Annotated in this window: 14 protein-coding genes; 7 read left to right on the top strand and 7 right to left on the bottom strand. The window is 69.3% G+C overall.

Annotated features, from left to right (window positions below; genetic code table 11):
* Positions 1-109 precede the first annotated feature (109 nt).
* The 4 genes from ACFV6V_RS24025 to ACFV6V_RS24010 all read left to right on the top strand — a co-directional run bounded on the left by ACFV6V_RS24025 (position 110) and on the right by ACFV6V_RS24010 (position 5,065).
* Entirely contained in the window at positions 110-1,195 is a 1,086-nt protein-coding gene (locus ACFV6V_RS24025; RefSeq protein ID WP_385568478.1) for a DUF5937 family protein, read from the top strand.
* 412 nt (positions 1,196-1,607) lie between these two features.
* A complete protein-coding gene (locus ACFV6V_RS24020; RefSeq protein WP_210586179.1) occupies positions 1,608-1,811 on the top strand; it encodes a cold-shock protein in 204 nt (67 codons plus the stop codon).
* Between the two features lie 173 nt (positions 1,812-1,984).
* The gene (locus tag ACFV6V_RS24015) at positions 1,985-3,469 is read left to right on the top strand and encodes a DEAD/DEAH box helicase (RefSeq protein WP_385568475.1); all 1,485 of its coding nucleotides are present in this window, start codon (positions 1,985-1,987) and stop codon (positions 3,467-3,469) included.
* Positions 3,470-4,381: 912 nt separating this feature from the next.
* A complete protein-coding gene (locus tag ACFV6V_RS24010) occupies positions 4,382-5,065 on the top strand; it encodes a BTAD domain-containing putative transcriptional regulator (RefSeq protein ID WP_385568473.1) in 684 nt (227 codons plus the stop codon).
* A gap of 104 nt (positions 5,066-5,169) precedes the next feature.
* On the opposite strand, the gene ACFV6V_RS24005 is transcribed toward ACFV6V_RS24010, so the two are convergent.
* The gene (locus ACFV6V_RS24005) at positions 5,170-5,340 is read right to left on the bottom strand and encodes a hydrophobic protein (RefSeq protein WP_361284657.1); all 171 of its coding nucleotides are present in this window, start codon (positions 5,338-5,340) and stop codon (positions 5,170-5,172) included.
* Positions 5,341-5,473: 133 nt separating this feature from the next.
* Here ACFV6V_RS24005 and ACFV6V_RS24000 point away from each other — a divergent pair, with 133 nt between their 5' ends.
* Positions 5,474-5,647, top strand: a complete 174-nt coding sequence (locus ACFV6V_RS24000) for a CsbD family protein (protein WP_385568470.1) — start codon at positions 5,474-5,476, stop codon at positions 5,645-5,647.
* A 276-nt stretch (positions 5,648-5,923) separates the two neighbouring features.
* Here ACFV6V_RS24000 and ACFV6V_RS23995 read toward each other — a convergent pair whose 3' ends face one another.
* Genes ACFV6V_RS23995 through ACFV6V_RS23980 form a run of 4 tightly spaced genes read right to left on the bottom strand, consistent with a single transcriptional unit; the run spans position 5,924 to position 8,973 of the window.
* Positions 5,924-6,277, bottom strand: coding sequence for an STAS domain-containing protein (locus ACFV6V_RS23995; protein ID WP_385568468.1), 354 nt, complete (start codon positions 6,275-6,277; stop codon positions 5,924-5,926).
* The gene (locus tag ACFV6V_RS23990) at positions 6,274-7,617 is read right to left on the bottom strand and encodes a PP2C family protein-serine/threonine phosphatase (protein ID WP_385568533.1); all 1,344 of its coding nucleotides are present in this window, start codon (positions 7,615-7,617) and stop codon (positions 6,274-6,276) included. The genes ACFV6V_RS23995 and ACFV6V_RS23990 overlap by 4 nt, the downstream gene beginning before the upstream one ends.
* Positions 7,617-8,420: an alpha/beta fold hydrolase gene (locus tag ACFV6V_RS23985; RefSeq protein ID WP_385568530.1), complete on the bottom strand. Its 804-nt coding sequence runs from the start codon at positions 8,418-8,420 to the stop codon at positions 7,617-7,619. Before ACFV6V_RS23985 ends, ACFV6V_RS23990 begins: the two co-directional genes overlap by 1 nt.
* Positions 8,421-8,466: 46 nt before the next feature.
* Positions 8,467-8,973 carry an SRPBCC family protein gene (locus ACFV6V_RS23980; RefSeq protein WP_385568465.1) on the bottom strand — a complete coding sequence of 169 codons (507 nt, stop codon included), beginning with the start codon at positions 8,971-8,973 and terminating at the stop codon, positions 8,467-8,469.
* 317 nt (positions 8,974-9,290) lie between these two features.
* Between ACFV6V_RS23980 and ACFV6V_RS23975 the strand changes: the two genes are divergently transcribed.
* Positions 9,291-10,964, top strand: a complete 1,674-nt coding sequence (locus ACFV6V_RS23975; RefSeq protein ID WP_385568528.1) for a BCCT family transporter — start codon at positions 9,291-9,293, stop codon at positions 10,962-10,964.
* Positions 10,965-11,123: 159 nt separating this feature from the next.
* On the opposite strand, the gene ACFV6V_RS23970 is transcribed toward ACFV6V_RS23975, so the two are convergent.
* Complete coding sequence (locus tag ACFV6V_RS23970; RefSeq protein WP_385568463.1) at positions 11,124-12,170, bottom strand: DUF2804 domain-containing protein; 1,047 nt, start codon at positions 12,168-12,170, stop codon at positions 11,124-11,126.
* Between the two features lie 103 nt (positions 12,171-12,273).
* On the opposite strand from ACFV6V_RS23970, the gene ACFV6V_RS23965 reads away from it, so the two are divergent.
* Positions 12,274-12,735 (top strand): protein phosphatase, encoded by a 462-nt coding sequence (locus ACFV6V_RS23965; protein WP_385568460.1) that lies wholly within the window; start codon positions 12,274-12,276, stop codon positions 12,733-12,735.
* Between the two features lie 47 nt (positions 12,736-12,782).
* Here ACFV6V_RS23965 and ACFV6V_RS23960 read toward each other — a convergent pair whose 3' ends face one another.
* Complete coding sequence (locus ACFV6V_RS23960; protein WP_385568457.1) at positions 12,783-13,265, bottom strand: Lrp/AsnC family transcriptional regulator; 483 nt, start codon at positions 13,263-13,265, stop codon at positions 12,783-12,785.
* Positions 13,266-13,334: the final 69 nt, after the last annotated feature.

Raw genomic sequence — 13,334 nt, 5'->3', positions numbered from 1 at the left:
GCGTTTGTGGTTTTCGGTGTTTAGCACGGTGCGGGCGGGGGCGGGGGTGTCACCCCCCCCCCCCCCCCCCCACGCCGTGGTCGGCCATCCGGTGAGTGATGATGAGGGGGTGACGTTGAGGATCGACATCAGCGGCCTACCGTCCGAGCGACTGCGGTTCGCCGCCTCCCCGCTGGCCGAGCTGACCGCGATGCTGCACGTCCTGGCCGAACCCGGGCATCATCCGCAGCTAGCCGGCTGGGCCGCGGACGTCTGGGCCGGGCTGCGGCCGGAGCTCGCCGAGCGGTTGCGCGAGGCGGAGTTCCTCTGGCGTTCCTCACAAGCCGACTTTCTGATCCCCGCCCGGCCCCGGCCGACGCTCGCCGAGGAGTTGGACGACGTGGACCGGATCGACGACGAGACGTATGTGACCGCCGCGCTCGTCACGACGTGCGGCAGCAACCGGGTCCACTTCGCCGCGCCGTCGCCGCTCACCGACGCGACCGCGCGCGAGAGGGCCCTGGACCTGGCCCTGGCCCGCGGCGCGCGGCAAGAGGCCTTCGCGGAACGGCTGCTCGCAGATCCGGCCGCTGTGCGAGCGCGGGTGCGCCACACCCTCGAACAGTGCGCCGAAGCCTTCTTCGACGCCGCCTGGGCCGGAGTGGCCGTGCAACTGGCAACCGACCTGCGCCTGAAGAACGACCTGCTGAAGCGCCAGGGCATCGGGCCGGCACTCGCCTCGGTCTCCGGCGCAGTCGGTCTGGCGCCGGACGGCGCCTGCATCGTCGTGGACAAGCTGCAGGACAAGGCGACCGCCGCCCACGGCAGCGGGGTCACCTTCATCCCCAGCGTCTTCGGCCGCCCGCACCTGGTGGCGGTCCACGCGCCCGGGTGGCAGCCGGTGGTGCAGTACCCCGTGGCCGAGGCGAGTCCGTCGCAGCCGGTATCGCTGGAAACGGTCACCCTGCGGCTGGAGGCACTCGCACATCCGGTACGGCTGCGCCTGCTGCGCACCCTGGCCCGTGGCCCGCACACCACCCGTGAGCTGGCCCATACGTGGGAACTCTCGCCACCGGAGGCTTCCCGGCACCTCGCCGTCCTGCGTCGCGCGGGTCTGCTCACGGCCCGGCGACACGGCCGTTACGTGCGGTACACCGTCAATCTGCCCGACGTGACGGCGCTGGGAACCGACCTGCTGGCGGCCGTACTGCGCTGAGCGGCTTCGGAGTACGCGGGCGACCGCAGGCATCGGCCGACCCGGTGGGCCCCCGAAAGCAGCCGGGCCCCCGGCACCGCCCGAGCACGGGGCCACCGAGGAGGTGATGGCGCGGACGGGATCCCCGCGACCGCACCTTGTACGATCTGAAAATTAACCTTCGCGTGTATTTGGGTTCGCGCAGGTATGCCCCGCTGATCCTGTACTGCCAGCGAAAGGTAGTGCGGGTGTATGTGTCGTGCTAAAATCAGCAGCAGTTGCAGTTGTGGTTCCCGAAACTTCAAGTGCCTCGGTGGCTGCATGCCGCCGGGTGCTTTTGTATATCCGGTGCTTATCCGGACGGGGCTCATTGTGGCAACGCAAGGGTTCACACGGTGTGATCCCCTGGGTACTGCCCCGAAGGAGATATGGCATGGCTACTGGCACCGTCAAGTGGTTCAACGCGGAAAAGGGCTTCGGCTTCATCGAGCAGGACGGCGGCGGCCCCGACGTCTTCGCTCACTACTCGAACATCGCCACGCAGGGCTTCCGTGAGCTGCAGGAGGGCCAGAAGGTGAACTTCGACGTCACGCAGGGTCAGAAGGGCCCGCAGGCGGAGAACATCACCCCCGCCTGACGCTGAAGCGTAGGACGTAGCTGGGGCCCCACCGTTACGGTGGGGCCCTATCTGCGCTGCTTTTTGTTTTCTGATGAAATTCTTTTCATCTCACTTTTGGCTCGTTCTTGCAATTCATCCGGCTCCTTGCTGTCGGGAATTCCTCGATGCGTGCCCGTCGAGGAAGGTTCTCCGTGAGCCGTTCAGCTCGTACAAATGACCGTATCCGGCCGCAGGGGCAGGCTCGCCCCGGCGGCAGTTCCGGCGGCATCGGACAGCGCCCCTCCCTGCCACAGGGGGAGTTCGCGCTACCGGTCACCGTCACGGCCGCCCTCCCCGCTGTGGCGACCTTCGGCGAACTGGACATGCCCGCCGAGTTGCTGAGGATGCTCACCGACCTCGGCCTGAACGAGCCGTTCCCGATCCAGGCCGCGACGTTGCCGAACTCCCTGGCAGGGCGAGACGTCCTGGGCCGCGGGCGCACCGGATCGGGCAAGACGCTCGCCTTCGGCCTGGCGCTCCTCGTGCGCACGGCCGGGCGGCGTGCGGAGTCGCGGAAGCCGCTGGCCCTGATCCTCGTCCCCACGCGCGAGCTGGCCCAGCAGGTCACCGATGCGCTCGCCCCCTACGCCCAGTTGCTGAAGCTGCGGCTGGCCACCGTGGTCGGCGGTATGTCGATCGGCAGGCAGGCAGGCGCACTGCGTGCCGGGGCCGAGGTGGTTGTCGCGACCCCTGGCCGCCTCGCGGATCTCGTCGAGCGCAAGGACTGCCGCCTGGACCGGGTGAGCATCACCGTCCTCGACGAAGCCGACCAGATGGCCGACATGGGCTTCATGCCCCAGGTCACCGCACTGCTGGACCAGGTACGTCCCGACGGCCAGCGCATGCTGTTCTCGGCCACGCTCGACAGCAACATCGACCTCCTGGTCCGTCGCTACCTGCATGACCCGGTGGTCCACTCGGTCGACCCGTCGGCGGGCGCAGTCGCCACGATGGAGCATCACGTGCTGCAGGTCCGAGGCGCCGACAAGTACGCAACGGCCACCGAAATCGCCGCCCGTGACGGGCGCGTGATCATGTTCCTGGACACCAAGCACGCCGTCGACCAGTTCACCAAGCACCTGCTGAGCAGTGGCGTCAATGCCGCAGCCCTGCATGGCGGTAAGTCGCAACCCCAGCGCACGCGAACCCTGGCCCAGTTCAAGGACGGGCATGTCACGGTCCTGGTGGCCACCAATGTCGCGGCCCGCGGCATCCACGTCGACGACCTCGACCTCGTGGTCAACGTCGACCCGCCCGGCGACCACAAGGACTACCTGCACCGTGGCGGGCGTACCGCCCGCGCCGGCGAGTCCGGCAGCGTCGTCACACTGGTCCTGCCCAACCAGCGCCGGGACATGGCCCGTCTCATGGCTGACGCGGGCATCAGGCCGCAGATCACACAGGTGCGGTCCGGGGAGACCGAGCTGAGCCGCATCACCGGTGCCCAGGCTCCCTCCGGTGTCCCCGTCACCGGCAGCGGGGTCGCGGAGCGTCCGAAGCGCGGCGGCGCTCCCTTCCGAGGTCTGGGCACCCGCCCTGGCCGGGCCGGTCGTAGCGGTGGCGAGTCGCGCCGGGCTGCTGAGGCCCGCCAGACTGCCGAAGCCCGCAAGGCGGCCCGGATCCGCCGTGGCGCATAGGCCGTACCAGGCTGACCCGGTGGACCGCCTCCGCCGCACGTCGTCGACTCCTTGAGCACCACCAGACCGTCTCACGGCTTTCAGCGCCCGCGCACCGTGCCGAACGGCCGGTCGACCTGCCCCCGTGCGGCTGAGCCCTGCGCACCGCCGCCCGCCGGGTCCTCGCCAATCACGGGAACATGACGCCCGGCAGCGAGCCGCTCTCCTCCACCGCCTCGGCGAGTCGTAGCGGACGGGCCGACCACGCGGACGGGCAGCGGGCGGGAACCGCCTGATCGAGCGGGGCCGTGCGGATGGAGGTGTGGCCCGCGTGCCCGGGTCGCGCGCCTTTCCGGTTGGATTTCGCCCGCACATGCTTCGCGCAAGGAACCATTCGCCGCGATCCGGCGCCCGTATGGCGGTGGGTCAGCGCCCGCTTGCTGTCCGGTCCGCGAGGACCGGATACAGGTTCGACTGTTTGCCTGCCATGATGTCGCGACGGTCGATGCAATGGTGCCGCGGCGGCGCGGCGCATCACCGACATTCCCCTGTGCTCGCCCCGTATGTATCCGTGCTTTTGCGCACCCGAAATGCACCATGCCACATAGGGAGGAAGAGGGAACCGAATGGCGGACGACGCACGCCCGGCGTGGCGTCCGTGCCCGAACACCTGCCTTTGGCGCGCCCGTCCCCGTGCGCCCGGAAACTGCCGCGGCGCCATGCGCTCCGCACCCGCCCGCGTGTTGGGCGGAAAGGCGGCAACGGCTCTCCGCGAGACCGCGAAGCGCAGCTGAACCACGGCCCGAGCGGCGGCTGTCCGCGTCCCGGTCCCGTGTCGGGTCACTCCATTTCTTCTGTCGTCTGAGAACCACCAGAGAACGAGAGGCCTTGGAATGCGTTTCGGTCTTCCGGGACCGGTCGAGGTAGGGCGGGGTGATCAGAGCCTCGACATCGGACCGCCCAGACGGCGTGCCCGACAGCGCGCGTTTCGCGACCGGATTACGTCACGCCAGACAGGCAGAAGAGGCCGGGTCCACCACGTCTGCACGGCAGACCGTGGGGGACGCCCTGGCGCTGTGGCGGGGCTCCGCCCTCCAGGACGCCGTACGGTACCCGTTCGCCGTTGCCGAAGCGCGTCGGCTCGACGGGCTGCGCCACCAGGCCGAGGAACTGCGCGCCCATCTGCTGCTCGCCGACGGGGAACCGGAGGCCGCTGCCATCGCCGTGGAGGCACTCGTCGAGGCAGCGCCACTGCGCGAGGCGTCCTGGGCCATCCTGATGCGGGCGCTCTACGCCTCCGGACGGGCCGCGGAGGCGCTGCGCCAGTACGAGTGCTTTCGGATCGCGCTCGCCGAGGACCTCGGCGTCGACTCGGGGCCGGGCTTGCGGGAACTGCACCTGGCGATCCTGCGCCACGACGCGGACGCGCTGTGCCTGCCGCGGACCCGGGCCGTTCCCTCCGCCGCCCCGGACGTTGACACCGACGGTCGCGGCGGCCTCCTTGTAGCTCATGCCCTCTTGCACGAGCTGCAAGTAAAGCCGCCGCTCATCCGTCCGTGGACGGGACCCCGTGTCGACCGAACGATCCCGGATCTCGAAGTCCATCGCACCCCTTGAACTGGGGTGTTGCAGAGACCACTAGAACTCAAGGCACGCCGGGGGCCGTTTCGGGCACAGCAGTCACCACGGCGGTCGCCGTTCATCAGCAGTGCGGCATCGGATCACCATCGATACCAGCGGCCGCGGCCACCACCCGCCGTGGTGGAGCGCATGACGAAGCCGAGCAGCCACAGCAGCAGCACGGCGAGGGCGACCCACCACAGAATCTTGACAGCAAATCCGGCACCGAAAAGGATCACGGCAAGAAGGAGAACGATCAGCAAGGGAACCATATTGTGTAACCTCCCGGCGTCCCGTCTGCCCTGCCCCTCCGCCTTCATTCACCGCAAGTGCTCTGTTTATGAAGGGAAAGCTGGGGCACCAGCCGGTTGACAGCGACTCAGGATCTATGAGGAGGCGTGTTCCATGACTGCCGGCGAGAAGGTCAGGGCGAAGACCGAGCAGGCCAAGGGCAAGGTCAAGGAGGCCCTGGGCGGCGCCATCGGCAATGACCGCATGGCCGCCGAAGGTCGGGCGGAAAAGAGCATGGGTGACGCCCGAGAAGCCAAGGAAAAGACCAAGGACGCCTTCAAGCGCTGACGTGAATTTCCCTTCTGGAAAGGGCCCTCCCGTTCGGGAGGGCCCTTTCCGTCGATATCGGCCACGAACCGACGTGCCACGACAGGCTGCCCGGCCGGGACGACACACCGTCGGGTACACCCCGGACGGCTCGTCGACACTCGAGGCTCGGGTCGTGTCCGCCGGGACCACGGCAGGGGAACGCCGAGAAGTGACCGTACGTCAGGCATGTCTCATCCGGCGGCAGGGGTTCGGTGCGGCAGGCCACACGGGGCGGGACCGGGCCGACTTGGCGTTTCAGCCGGTGCCGGTGCCGGTGCCGGTGTCGGCGTCGGCGTCGGAGCGGATGGTCAGGACCTGGTCGAGGCCGACGATCTTCAGGATGCGCAGGGTGTTCGGCGGGACACCGGTCAGGGCGATGTCGGCGCCGGCGGCGAGCACGTGCTGGCGGGCGGCGAGCAGGGCGGTGATGCCGGTGGAGTCGCAGAACTCGAGCCGGGACAGGTCGATGACCAGGCACTGGCCGGGTGCCAGCGTGAGGAGTTCGGCCTGTTGGCGCAGTGCGGTGGCGTGCGCGTAGTCGAGTTCGCCGGTCACGTACAGCACGGGGCCGGCGGCGGCGTCGCGGTGGGTGATGTTCAGCGGGCTCATCGTGGGAGGTGGTCGGTTGCGGGCAGGGTGTCGGGGCGGGCGGCGGGTATGCCCAGCGCGAGCAGGGCGGTGTCGTCGTCCAGGCCGTTGCCGAAACTGTCCAGGAGTCCGGTCAGTGCGGTGATCAGCTCTGACGCGGTGGCGGAGGCATGGCCGGCGGCGAAGCCGCGCAGGGCGTCGTCGCCGTAGAGCTTGTCGTTGGTGGGGCCGGTTCGGGCCTCGGTGATGCCGTCGGTGTAGAGCAGGAGGGTGTCTCCGGGCGCCAGGGTGGTCCGGGCGGCGGTGAACGGAGCGTCGGGCAGGATGCCCACCAGCAGGCCGCCAGGGGTGGGGAGGTAGTCGGCGTGGCCGTCGGCGCGCACGATCAGGGCGGGCGGGTGCCCACCGGAAGCGAGACGGACCCTGACGTGTCCGCTGGTGCCGATTTCGATCACGCCGTAGACGACGGTGCAGTAGCGGGGATCTCCGCTGGCCGCATACCGCTCGTGCAGTACGGCGTTGAGGGTGCGCAGGGCCGTCACGGGATCAGGGTTGTGGTGGGCCGCGGCGCGCAGGGTGTAGCGGGTCAGTGAGGTGAGCGCGGCGGCCTGCGGGCCCTTGCCGCACACGTCGCCGAGAAAGAACGCCCACCGTCCCTCGTCGAGGGGGAACAGGTCGTAGAAGTCGCCGCCGAGCCGGTCGGGGGATGCCGTGTGGTAGTAGACGGCTGTCTCCAGTCCGGGCAGCGTGGGCAGCGAGTCGGGCAGCAGGGACTGCTGCAGCACGGCCAGGGCGTCGGCCAGTCGTTGCCGGTCCGCTTCGGCCTGTCGGTGCGCCTGCTCGGCTTCCGCACGTGCGTGTTCGGCTTCTTCGCGGGCCAGCTCGGCTTCCTGGCGGCGGCGGAGGAGCTCTTGCTCGTAGGTGCGCCGGTCGGAAGCATCGAAGACGGTGGTGCGGATCAGCAGTGGTTCGCCTTCGCCGCTGTGCTTGATGCTGGAGGAGACCAGAACCGCCAGCCGGCCGCCGCCGGAGATCTTCATCTCCAGGGCGACGCCGCTCAACTCGCCCTGCATCCGCAGCAGCGGAGCGTAGTGGGTCTCGTGGTAGAGCTTTCCGCCGACGCTGAGCAGGTCGGTGAAGCGGATCCGGCCCACCACGGCCTCGCGTTCCAGGTCGAGCCAGTCCAGCAGAGTCGTGTTGATCTTGGCGATGGTGCCGTCCATCAGCGTGGACAGATAGCCGCAGGGCGCCGACTCGTACAGTTCCTCGGCGCTGTCCTCGAGCAGCGCGGTGAAGGCGGCGTCGGTCCCGGCTGCGTCGCCTGTCCCGGCCGGTTCGGGCTCGCTGCCGGTCCGGCACATCACGGCCGGGCGCCAAGGAATGCGAGGATCGCCTGCGTGGTGGCCCCGGGAGCGCTCAGCTGGGGGCAGTGACCTGTCGCCTCCAGAGTGACCAGACGGGAGGAGGGGATCGCGTTGTGCACGTAGGCGCCGACCTCACGGGGCGCGATCACGTCCTGGGAGCACTCCAGGATCAGGGTCGGCACGCTGACGCTCCCGAGGTCCGCGCGACTGTCGGACAGGAACGTGGTGCGGGCGAAGACCCGGGCGATGTCGGGGTCGGTGGCACAGAAGCTGTTGGTCAGCTCCTGCCCCAGTTCGGGCCGGTCCGGGTTTCCCATGATCACCGGTGCCATCGCCGAGGACCAGCCCAGGTAATTCGACTCCAGCGACTCCAGCAACTCGTCGATGTCCTCCGCGCTGAAGCCGCCGCGGTATCCGTCGTCGTCGATGTAGCAGGGCGAGGGCGCCACCATCACCAGCGCCCCTATCCGCTCCGGCGCGGCCTGCGCCGCCAGCACACCGGTCATGGCACTGACGGAATGCCCGACGAACACCGCGTCGTGCAGATCCAGTTCCTCGCAGACCTCGACGACGTCGCGGGCGTAACCGTGAAGCGAGGAGTAACGCTCCCGGTCCCAGGCCGACAGGTCCGACCGGCCCGAGCCGACGTAGTCGAACAGCACGACCCGGTACCGCTCACTCAGCGCCGGCGCCACCAGACGCCACATGTTCTGGTCGCAGCCGAACCCATGCGCCAGCACCACCACCGGACCGTCCGCAGGACCGGTGACCGTCACGCTGTTCCTGCGGCGGATATCCATGCCGGCCATCCTCTCACCTGCCCCGGAAGCCGCAGCCGCCGGGAGATCAGGACGGGGACGCCGGTGCGGCGAGCTCGGCCAGGTGGTGCAGTGACTGGGTGAGGTGCTCGGGGCCGAACGGCGGGAACCGGATGTACTCCCGGATGGACTGCGGCACCGCCGACCAGTCGTAGGTGAGCGTGACCTCGGTCTCGGACGGTCCGAGCGGCCCGAGATCGTAACGCCACGTCCAGCCGCCGAACTCCAGATGACCGTCGCCCTTCGCCTGCCCCGGCAGCCAGCCGATGGCGCGCGACGGGTCGAAGACCTGGACCTTGTTGGCCACCTGGTAGTCGCCGTCCGGATGGTTGGCGTGATACATGCCCATCCGGAAGATCTGCCCCGCCTCGGTCAGCGGCGCCAGGTCGACGGGTTCCTGAACCCAGCCGGTGCCGTCGATCGCCGCATGGGTCGTCGGGTCCGCCAGCACCGCGAACACCCTCGCGGCGGGCGCGGCGACGGTCAGGCTGGCGCTCACGTACTCCTGGTCCACGGTGTGCACGCTCCTCGTCATCTCTCTTCGGGGCTCCCGCGGGGGCGGAAAGGGGACGTTCCCCACATGCAGACGACGCGGGGAGGCGGAACTCATCGGTCGTGGGAGCGGAGCACGCGGCCGTGCCCGCTGCGCCGTCAAGGCAGCCGACCGAGCGCGCGCCTTCTGTTGATGCACGGGATGGAGCGACTGATGTGGTAGTGCCTAACCCAGAGCGAGGACCGGTCTCGTGAGGGACCTGAAAGGTGCCACCAGTGTCAAACGAAGTACCGCGCCGAGAACCGGACGACCACGCACGGAAGCCGCCTTCTCGGAGAGTGCTGCCGGTGACGGCGGACATGCCCGCGCTACCCACGACCGCACGGCACGGCGGAACCGACCGTGTGGTGTTCGGTGTCACCGCAGCGCTGACGCTCGCCTTCGTCGTCTGGGGCTCCGTCGCCACCGGCACGCTGGAGCGAGTGTCCAGCGGCCTGCTGTCCGGACTGATCCACAACTTCGGCTGGGCCTTCGTCCTGGCAGCATCCGGCTTCGTGCTCTTCGCGCTCTGGCTCGCCATCAGCCGCTATGGCTCCATCCCGCTCGGACAGGACGACGAAGGCCCGGAATTCCGCACCGTGTCATGGGTGGCCATGATGTTCAGCGCGGGAATGGGTATCGGCCTGATGTTCTACGGCGTCAGTGAGCCCCTCGCGCATTTCAGCACTCCGCCGCCCGGCACCGATCCCGCTGACGCTGCCGAGGCCATGGCGACGTCCATGGCCACCACCCTGTTCCACTGGACGCTCCATCCCTGGGCCATCTATGCCGTGGTCGGGATGGCGATCGCGTACAGCACCTACCGCCGCCGCCGGCGCCAGACCATCAGCGCCGTGTTCGTGCCCCTCATCGGCGAACGGCACGCGTACGGGACGAGCGGACGCATCATCGACATGCTGGCCATCTTCGCCACACTGTTCGGCTCAGCGGCGTCCCTCGGGCTCGGCACCCTCCAGATCGGCAGCGGCATCAGCGAACTGGGCTGGATGCAGAAAGCGGGCACGGGACTGCTCGTCAGCATCATCGCCGTACTGACACTGGCTTTCGTCGCGTCCGCCGTGTCCGGGGTGGAGAAGGGCATCCAGTGGCTGTCCAACATCAACATGGTGCTCGCGCTGATCCTCGCGGTGTTCGTCTTCATCGCCGGACCCACCATCGCCGTGCTGGATCTGCTGCCGACCTCGATCGCCACCTACTTCGGCGAGCTGCCGCTGCTGGCCGGGCGTACCGAAGCCTCGAGCGGCGCGGGCGTGGCCGACTGGCTCGGGACGTGGACCGTCTTCTACTGGGCCTGGTGGATCTCCTGGACCCCGTTCGTCGGTATGTTCATCGCCCGTATCAGCAGGGGGCGTACCATCCGCCAGTTCGTCGGCGGCGTCATCCTGGTGCCGAGTGTCGTCAGCCTGTGCTGGTTCGCGATCTTCGGCGGCACGGCGATGACACTCAGTGAGCAGGGGCGCCTCGCCGGGGAACAGACGCCCGAAGGGCAGCTCTTCGCGGTGCTGCGGCAGTTCCCTGCCGCCACGCTGATGAGCCTGTTGGTGATGGTCCTGGTGGGTATCTTCTTCGTTTCCGGCGCTGACGCCGCGTCCCTCGTCATGGGGACCCTCTCCCAGAAGGGCGCCCTGGAGCCGGGCCGCTTCGTCGTCGTCTTCTGGGGCCTGGTCACGGGGGCGGTAGCGGCGGTGATGCTGCTCGTCGGCGGTGGTCAGGGAGATGTGCTGGCCGGTCTGCAGAACCTGACGATCCTGGTCGCCGCACCGTTCGCGCTCGTGATGCTCGGCATGTGCTTCGCACTGATGCGCGACCTGAGACACGACCCTCTGATCGTGCGCGGTGAGCGGGGCGAGGAGGCCGTCGGCCTCGCCGTCATCGAGGGCCACGAGAAGTACGCCGGCGACTTCGCGATCCACATCGGGCCGTCGCCGCGGCCACCGGGGGAAGCGGGGGAGATCCCACCCGCGCGGAACTGAGCGGCGGCTCGAGGGCAGTCCCCACCGCCCGGTGCGGCTGAGCCTCCTTGAACCGGCAGCCGGCCTCCCGTGCTCCCTCACTCCTCGCGAGTACACCTGAGGTGCTGGTGCCGGAGACGGCTCGGGATCCCCGGTGCGGTGGGCTGCCGCCGTGGCGGATCACCACCGCATGCGCACGTCCTCGGCCCACCCCAGAAGCCGGTTCACCGCGACCCGCTCGCCGTCGTCGGTGCGGATCGAGCCCGTGTAGTGGCCGAAGCACTGATCGGTGCGGTTCGCGACGAGACCGATGTCGCTGCGGGTGGATCTGTTGTGGAACGGTGTGAAGACCAGGTCCACCTGGGCCGATTCACGGCTGCGGATCGACCATGGTGCCAGGTGGTCGTCGGGGGACCAGTGCCACTCCAGTTCTTGGCCGATCTTGCTGATCCGGCCGTCCACGCACACCGCGTTCTCCGTCGTGCCGGTACCGCGAGTCCAGCGCCCGCCGAACTGCAGCCCGACGGTGTGGCCGTCCGTGCGCCCGGACGCGGCGCCCCAGTTCCACGCGATCGAGCGGGGCCACCGGCCACGTCCGTGGTCGAGGGTCCCCCAGGCGTCGTCGCCGAACTCCAGGACGTCGTCACCGATGCGCACCGTGCCCGACGCGGGCCTGGCCGTGTGCTTGGAGGTGTACTGGAAGCGGCGTTCGTCCCAGGGCACGACCACGGAGAGGGTCTCGTGCCCGTCGGGCAGCGCGACGAGGAGGTCCACCTCCACGGGGAGGCGCTGCGGGCTCAGACAGCGCGCCCGCAGCCGGGTGGCCGTGCCCTCGCTGTGGATCTCGATCCGCACCTGCCCTCTGGTCGGCCGCCGAGGTCCGGCCATGAGCGCGGGCGACTCCGGCGCTCCGGCGATGGTGTCGGGCAGACGGACGCCGAATCCGCCGGGCACGATCGCGGTGCGTTCGAACTCCCGCGTCATGGAGCCGTATTCCAGAACGTAGACCGAGTTCAGGGCAAGGTAGTCGAGATCGCTCACGGTGAGGGCCACGAGGTGGGTGGGCGCGGTCACGCACCAGTACTCCCACCGCTTGGTCCGTCCCCAGCCGGGGATCCGGCAGCGGTGCAGTGGGCGGCGGGACCAGCCGATCGCGGCCGGCTCGACGCTCCCGTCGCCACGGCACAGGTCGACGGGAGCGGTGATCTCGCGTTCATGCGTGGCCATGGCGGGACCCTATCGAGCAGCCCGGACGAACCTGGCCCGGCCCTGACGGCGTCGAGCGGGTGGGTGATGTGATCCTGGAGACCGAACGAAACGGGGACTCGTCATGACCGACCTGTGGAACGCCGACAACCCCAAGGTGATAGCGCTCCCCTCGGGGCGGATGATGCGCGGACGCGGACTCCGGTACGCACTGCCGGAGGGGCAGACTCCCGCGTTCGCGGTGCACTTGACGGGTCACCAGCAGCCCGAGCCGCCGTGGGAGTCTCTGTGGATTCCCTGGCGGGACTTCTGGCTTCCCGCTGACCCCGTGGACGCGATGCGCAAGCTCCGCATCGCCTACGACCGTGCCGCGGGCGAACGTGTGGAGGTCTGCTGCGGGGGCGGCGTCGGACGGACCGGCACGGCGTTCTCCGCGATGTGTGTCCTCGAGGGTATGGACCCCGGGGAAGCCGTCACGTGGGTGCGGCGGAACTACCACTCCCGTGCGGTCGAGGTGCCGTGGCAGCGGCGTTTCATCCGGCAGGTCTTCGCTGCCGGCAGGTCCGGCCCTGCGCAGTCCGGGTAGGGCCTTTGGCGGATGCGCCTGCTGGACCGCCGGTGGCCGTGAAGGGATCAGCGTGACGCGTGGGTGGCCTGGCCGACCGACTCCACCAGCGGCAGAAGCCGATGAGCTACGCGCTCGCGAAGGGCCATCTCCGTGCGCGTACGGACCACCCCCGGCATGTTGATCAGTTGCTGGATCACGTCCTCGAGGTGGCCGTTGTCGCGGGCCACCACCCGGGTCAGCAGATCGCCGCCGCCGGTGATCGAGAACGCTTCGACGATCTCGGGCACCTGGGCGAGCAGGCCGCCCACCTCGTCCAGGTGCCCCTGGGTGACCTCGATGTGCACGAAGGCCAGGACCGGGTGACCCAGCGCGGCCGGGGACAGGAACGGCCCGCTGCCCGTGATCACTCCGTCCCGCTCAAGCCGGTCGATACGGGCCTGGAGGGTGCCCCGGGCGATGCCGAGGATGCGGGCGTACTCCCGCACGCTGGTGCGCGGCTGTTCGATCAGCAGACGCAGAATGCGGGTGTCAAGCTCGTCTACGGCCATGGTTGGTCCGCCTCTTTCAGGCCATTGCCCCACCGGTCCCGGGGCTTCCTCTGTGCCGTTGGCTCGCCT

The sequence above is a fragment of the Streptomyces sp. NPDC059828 genome (assembly GCF_042731955.1).
In the GTDB taxonomy this organism is placed as follows: Bacteria; Actinomycetota; Actinomycetes; order Streptomycetales; family Streptomycetaceae; genus Streptomyces.
The sequence above is the reverse complement of the archived record's forward strand: the minus strand, read 5'-3'. Positions and strand labels throughout refer to the sequence as shown.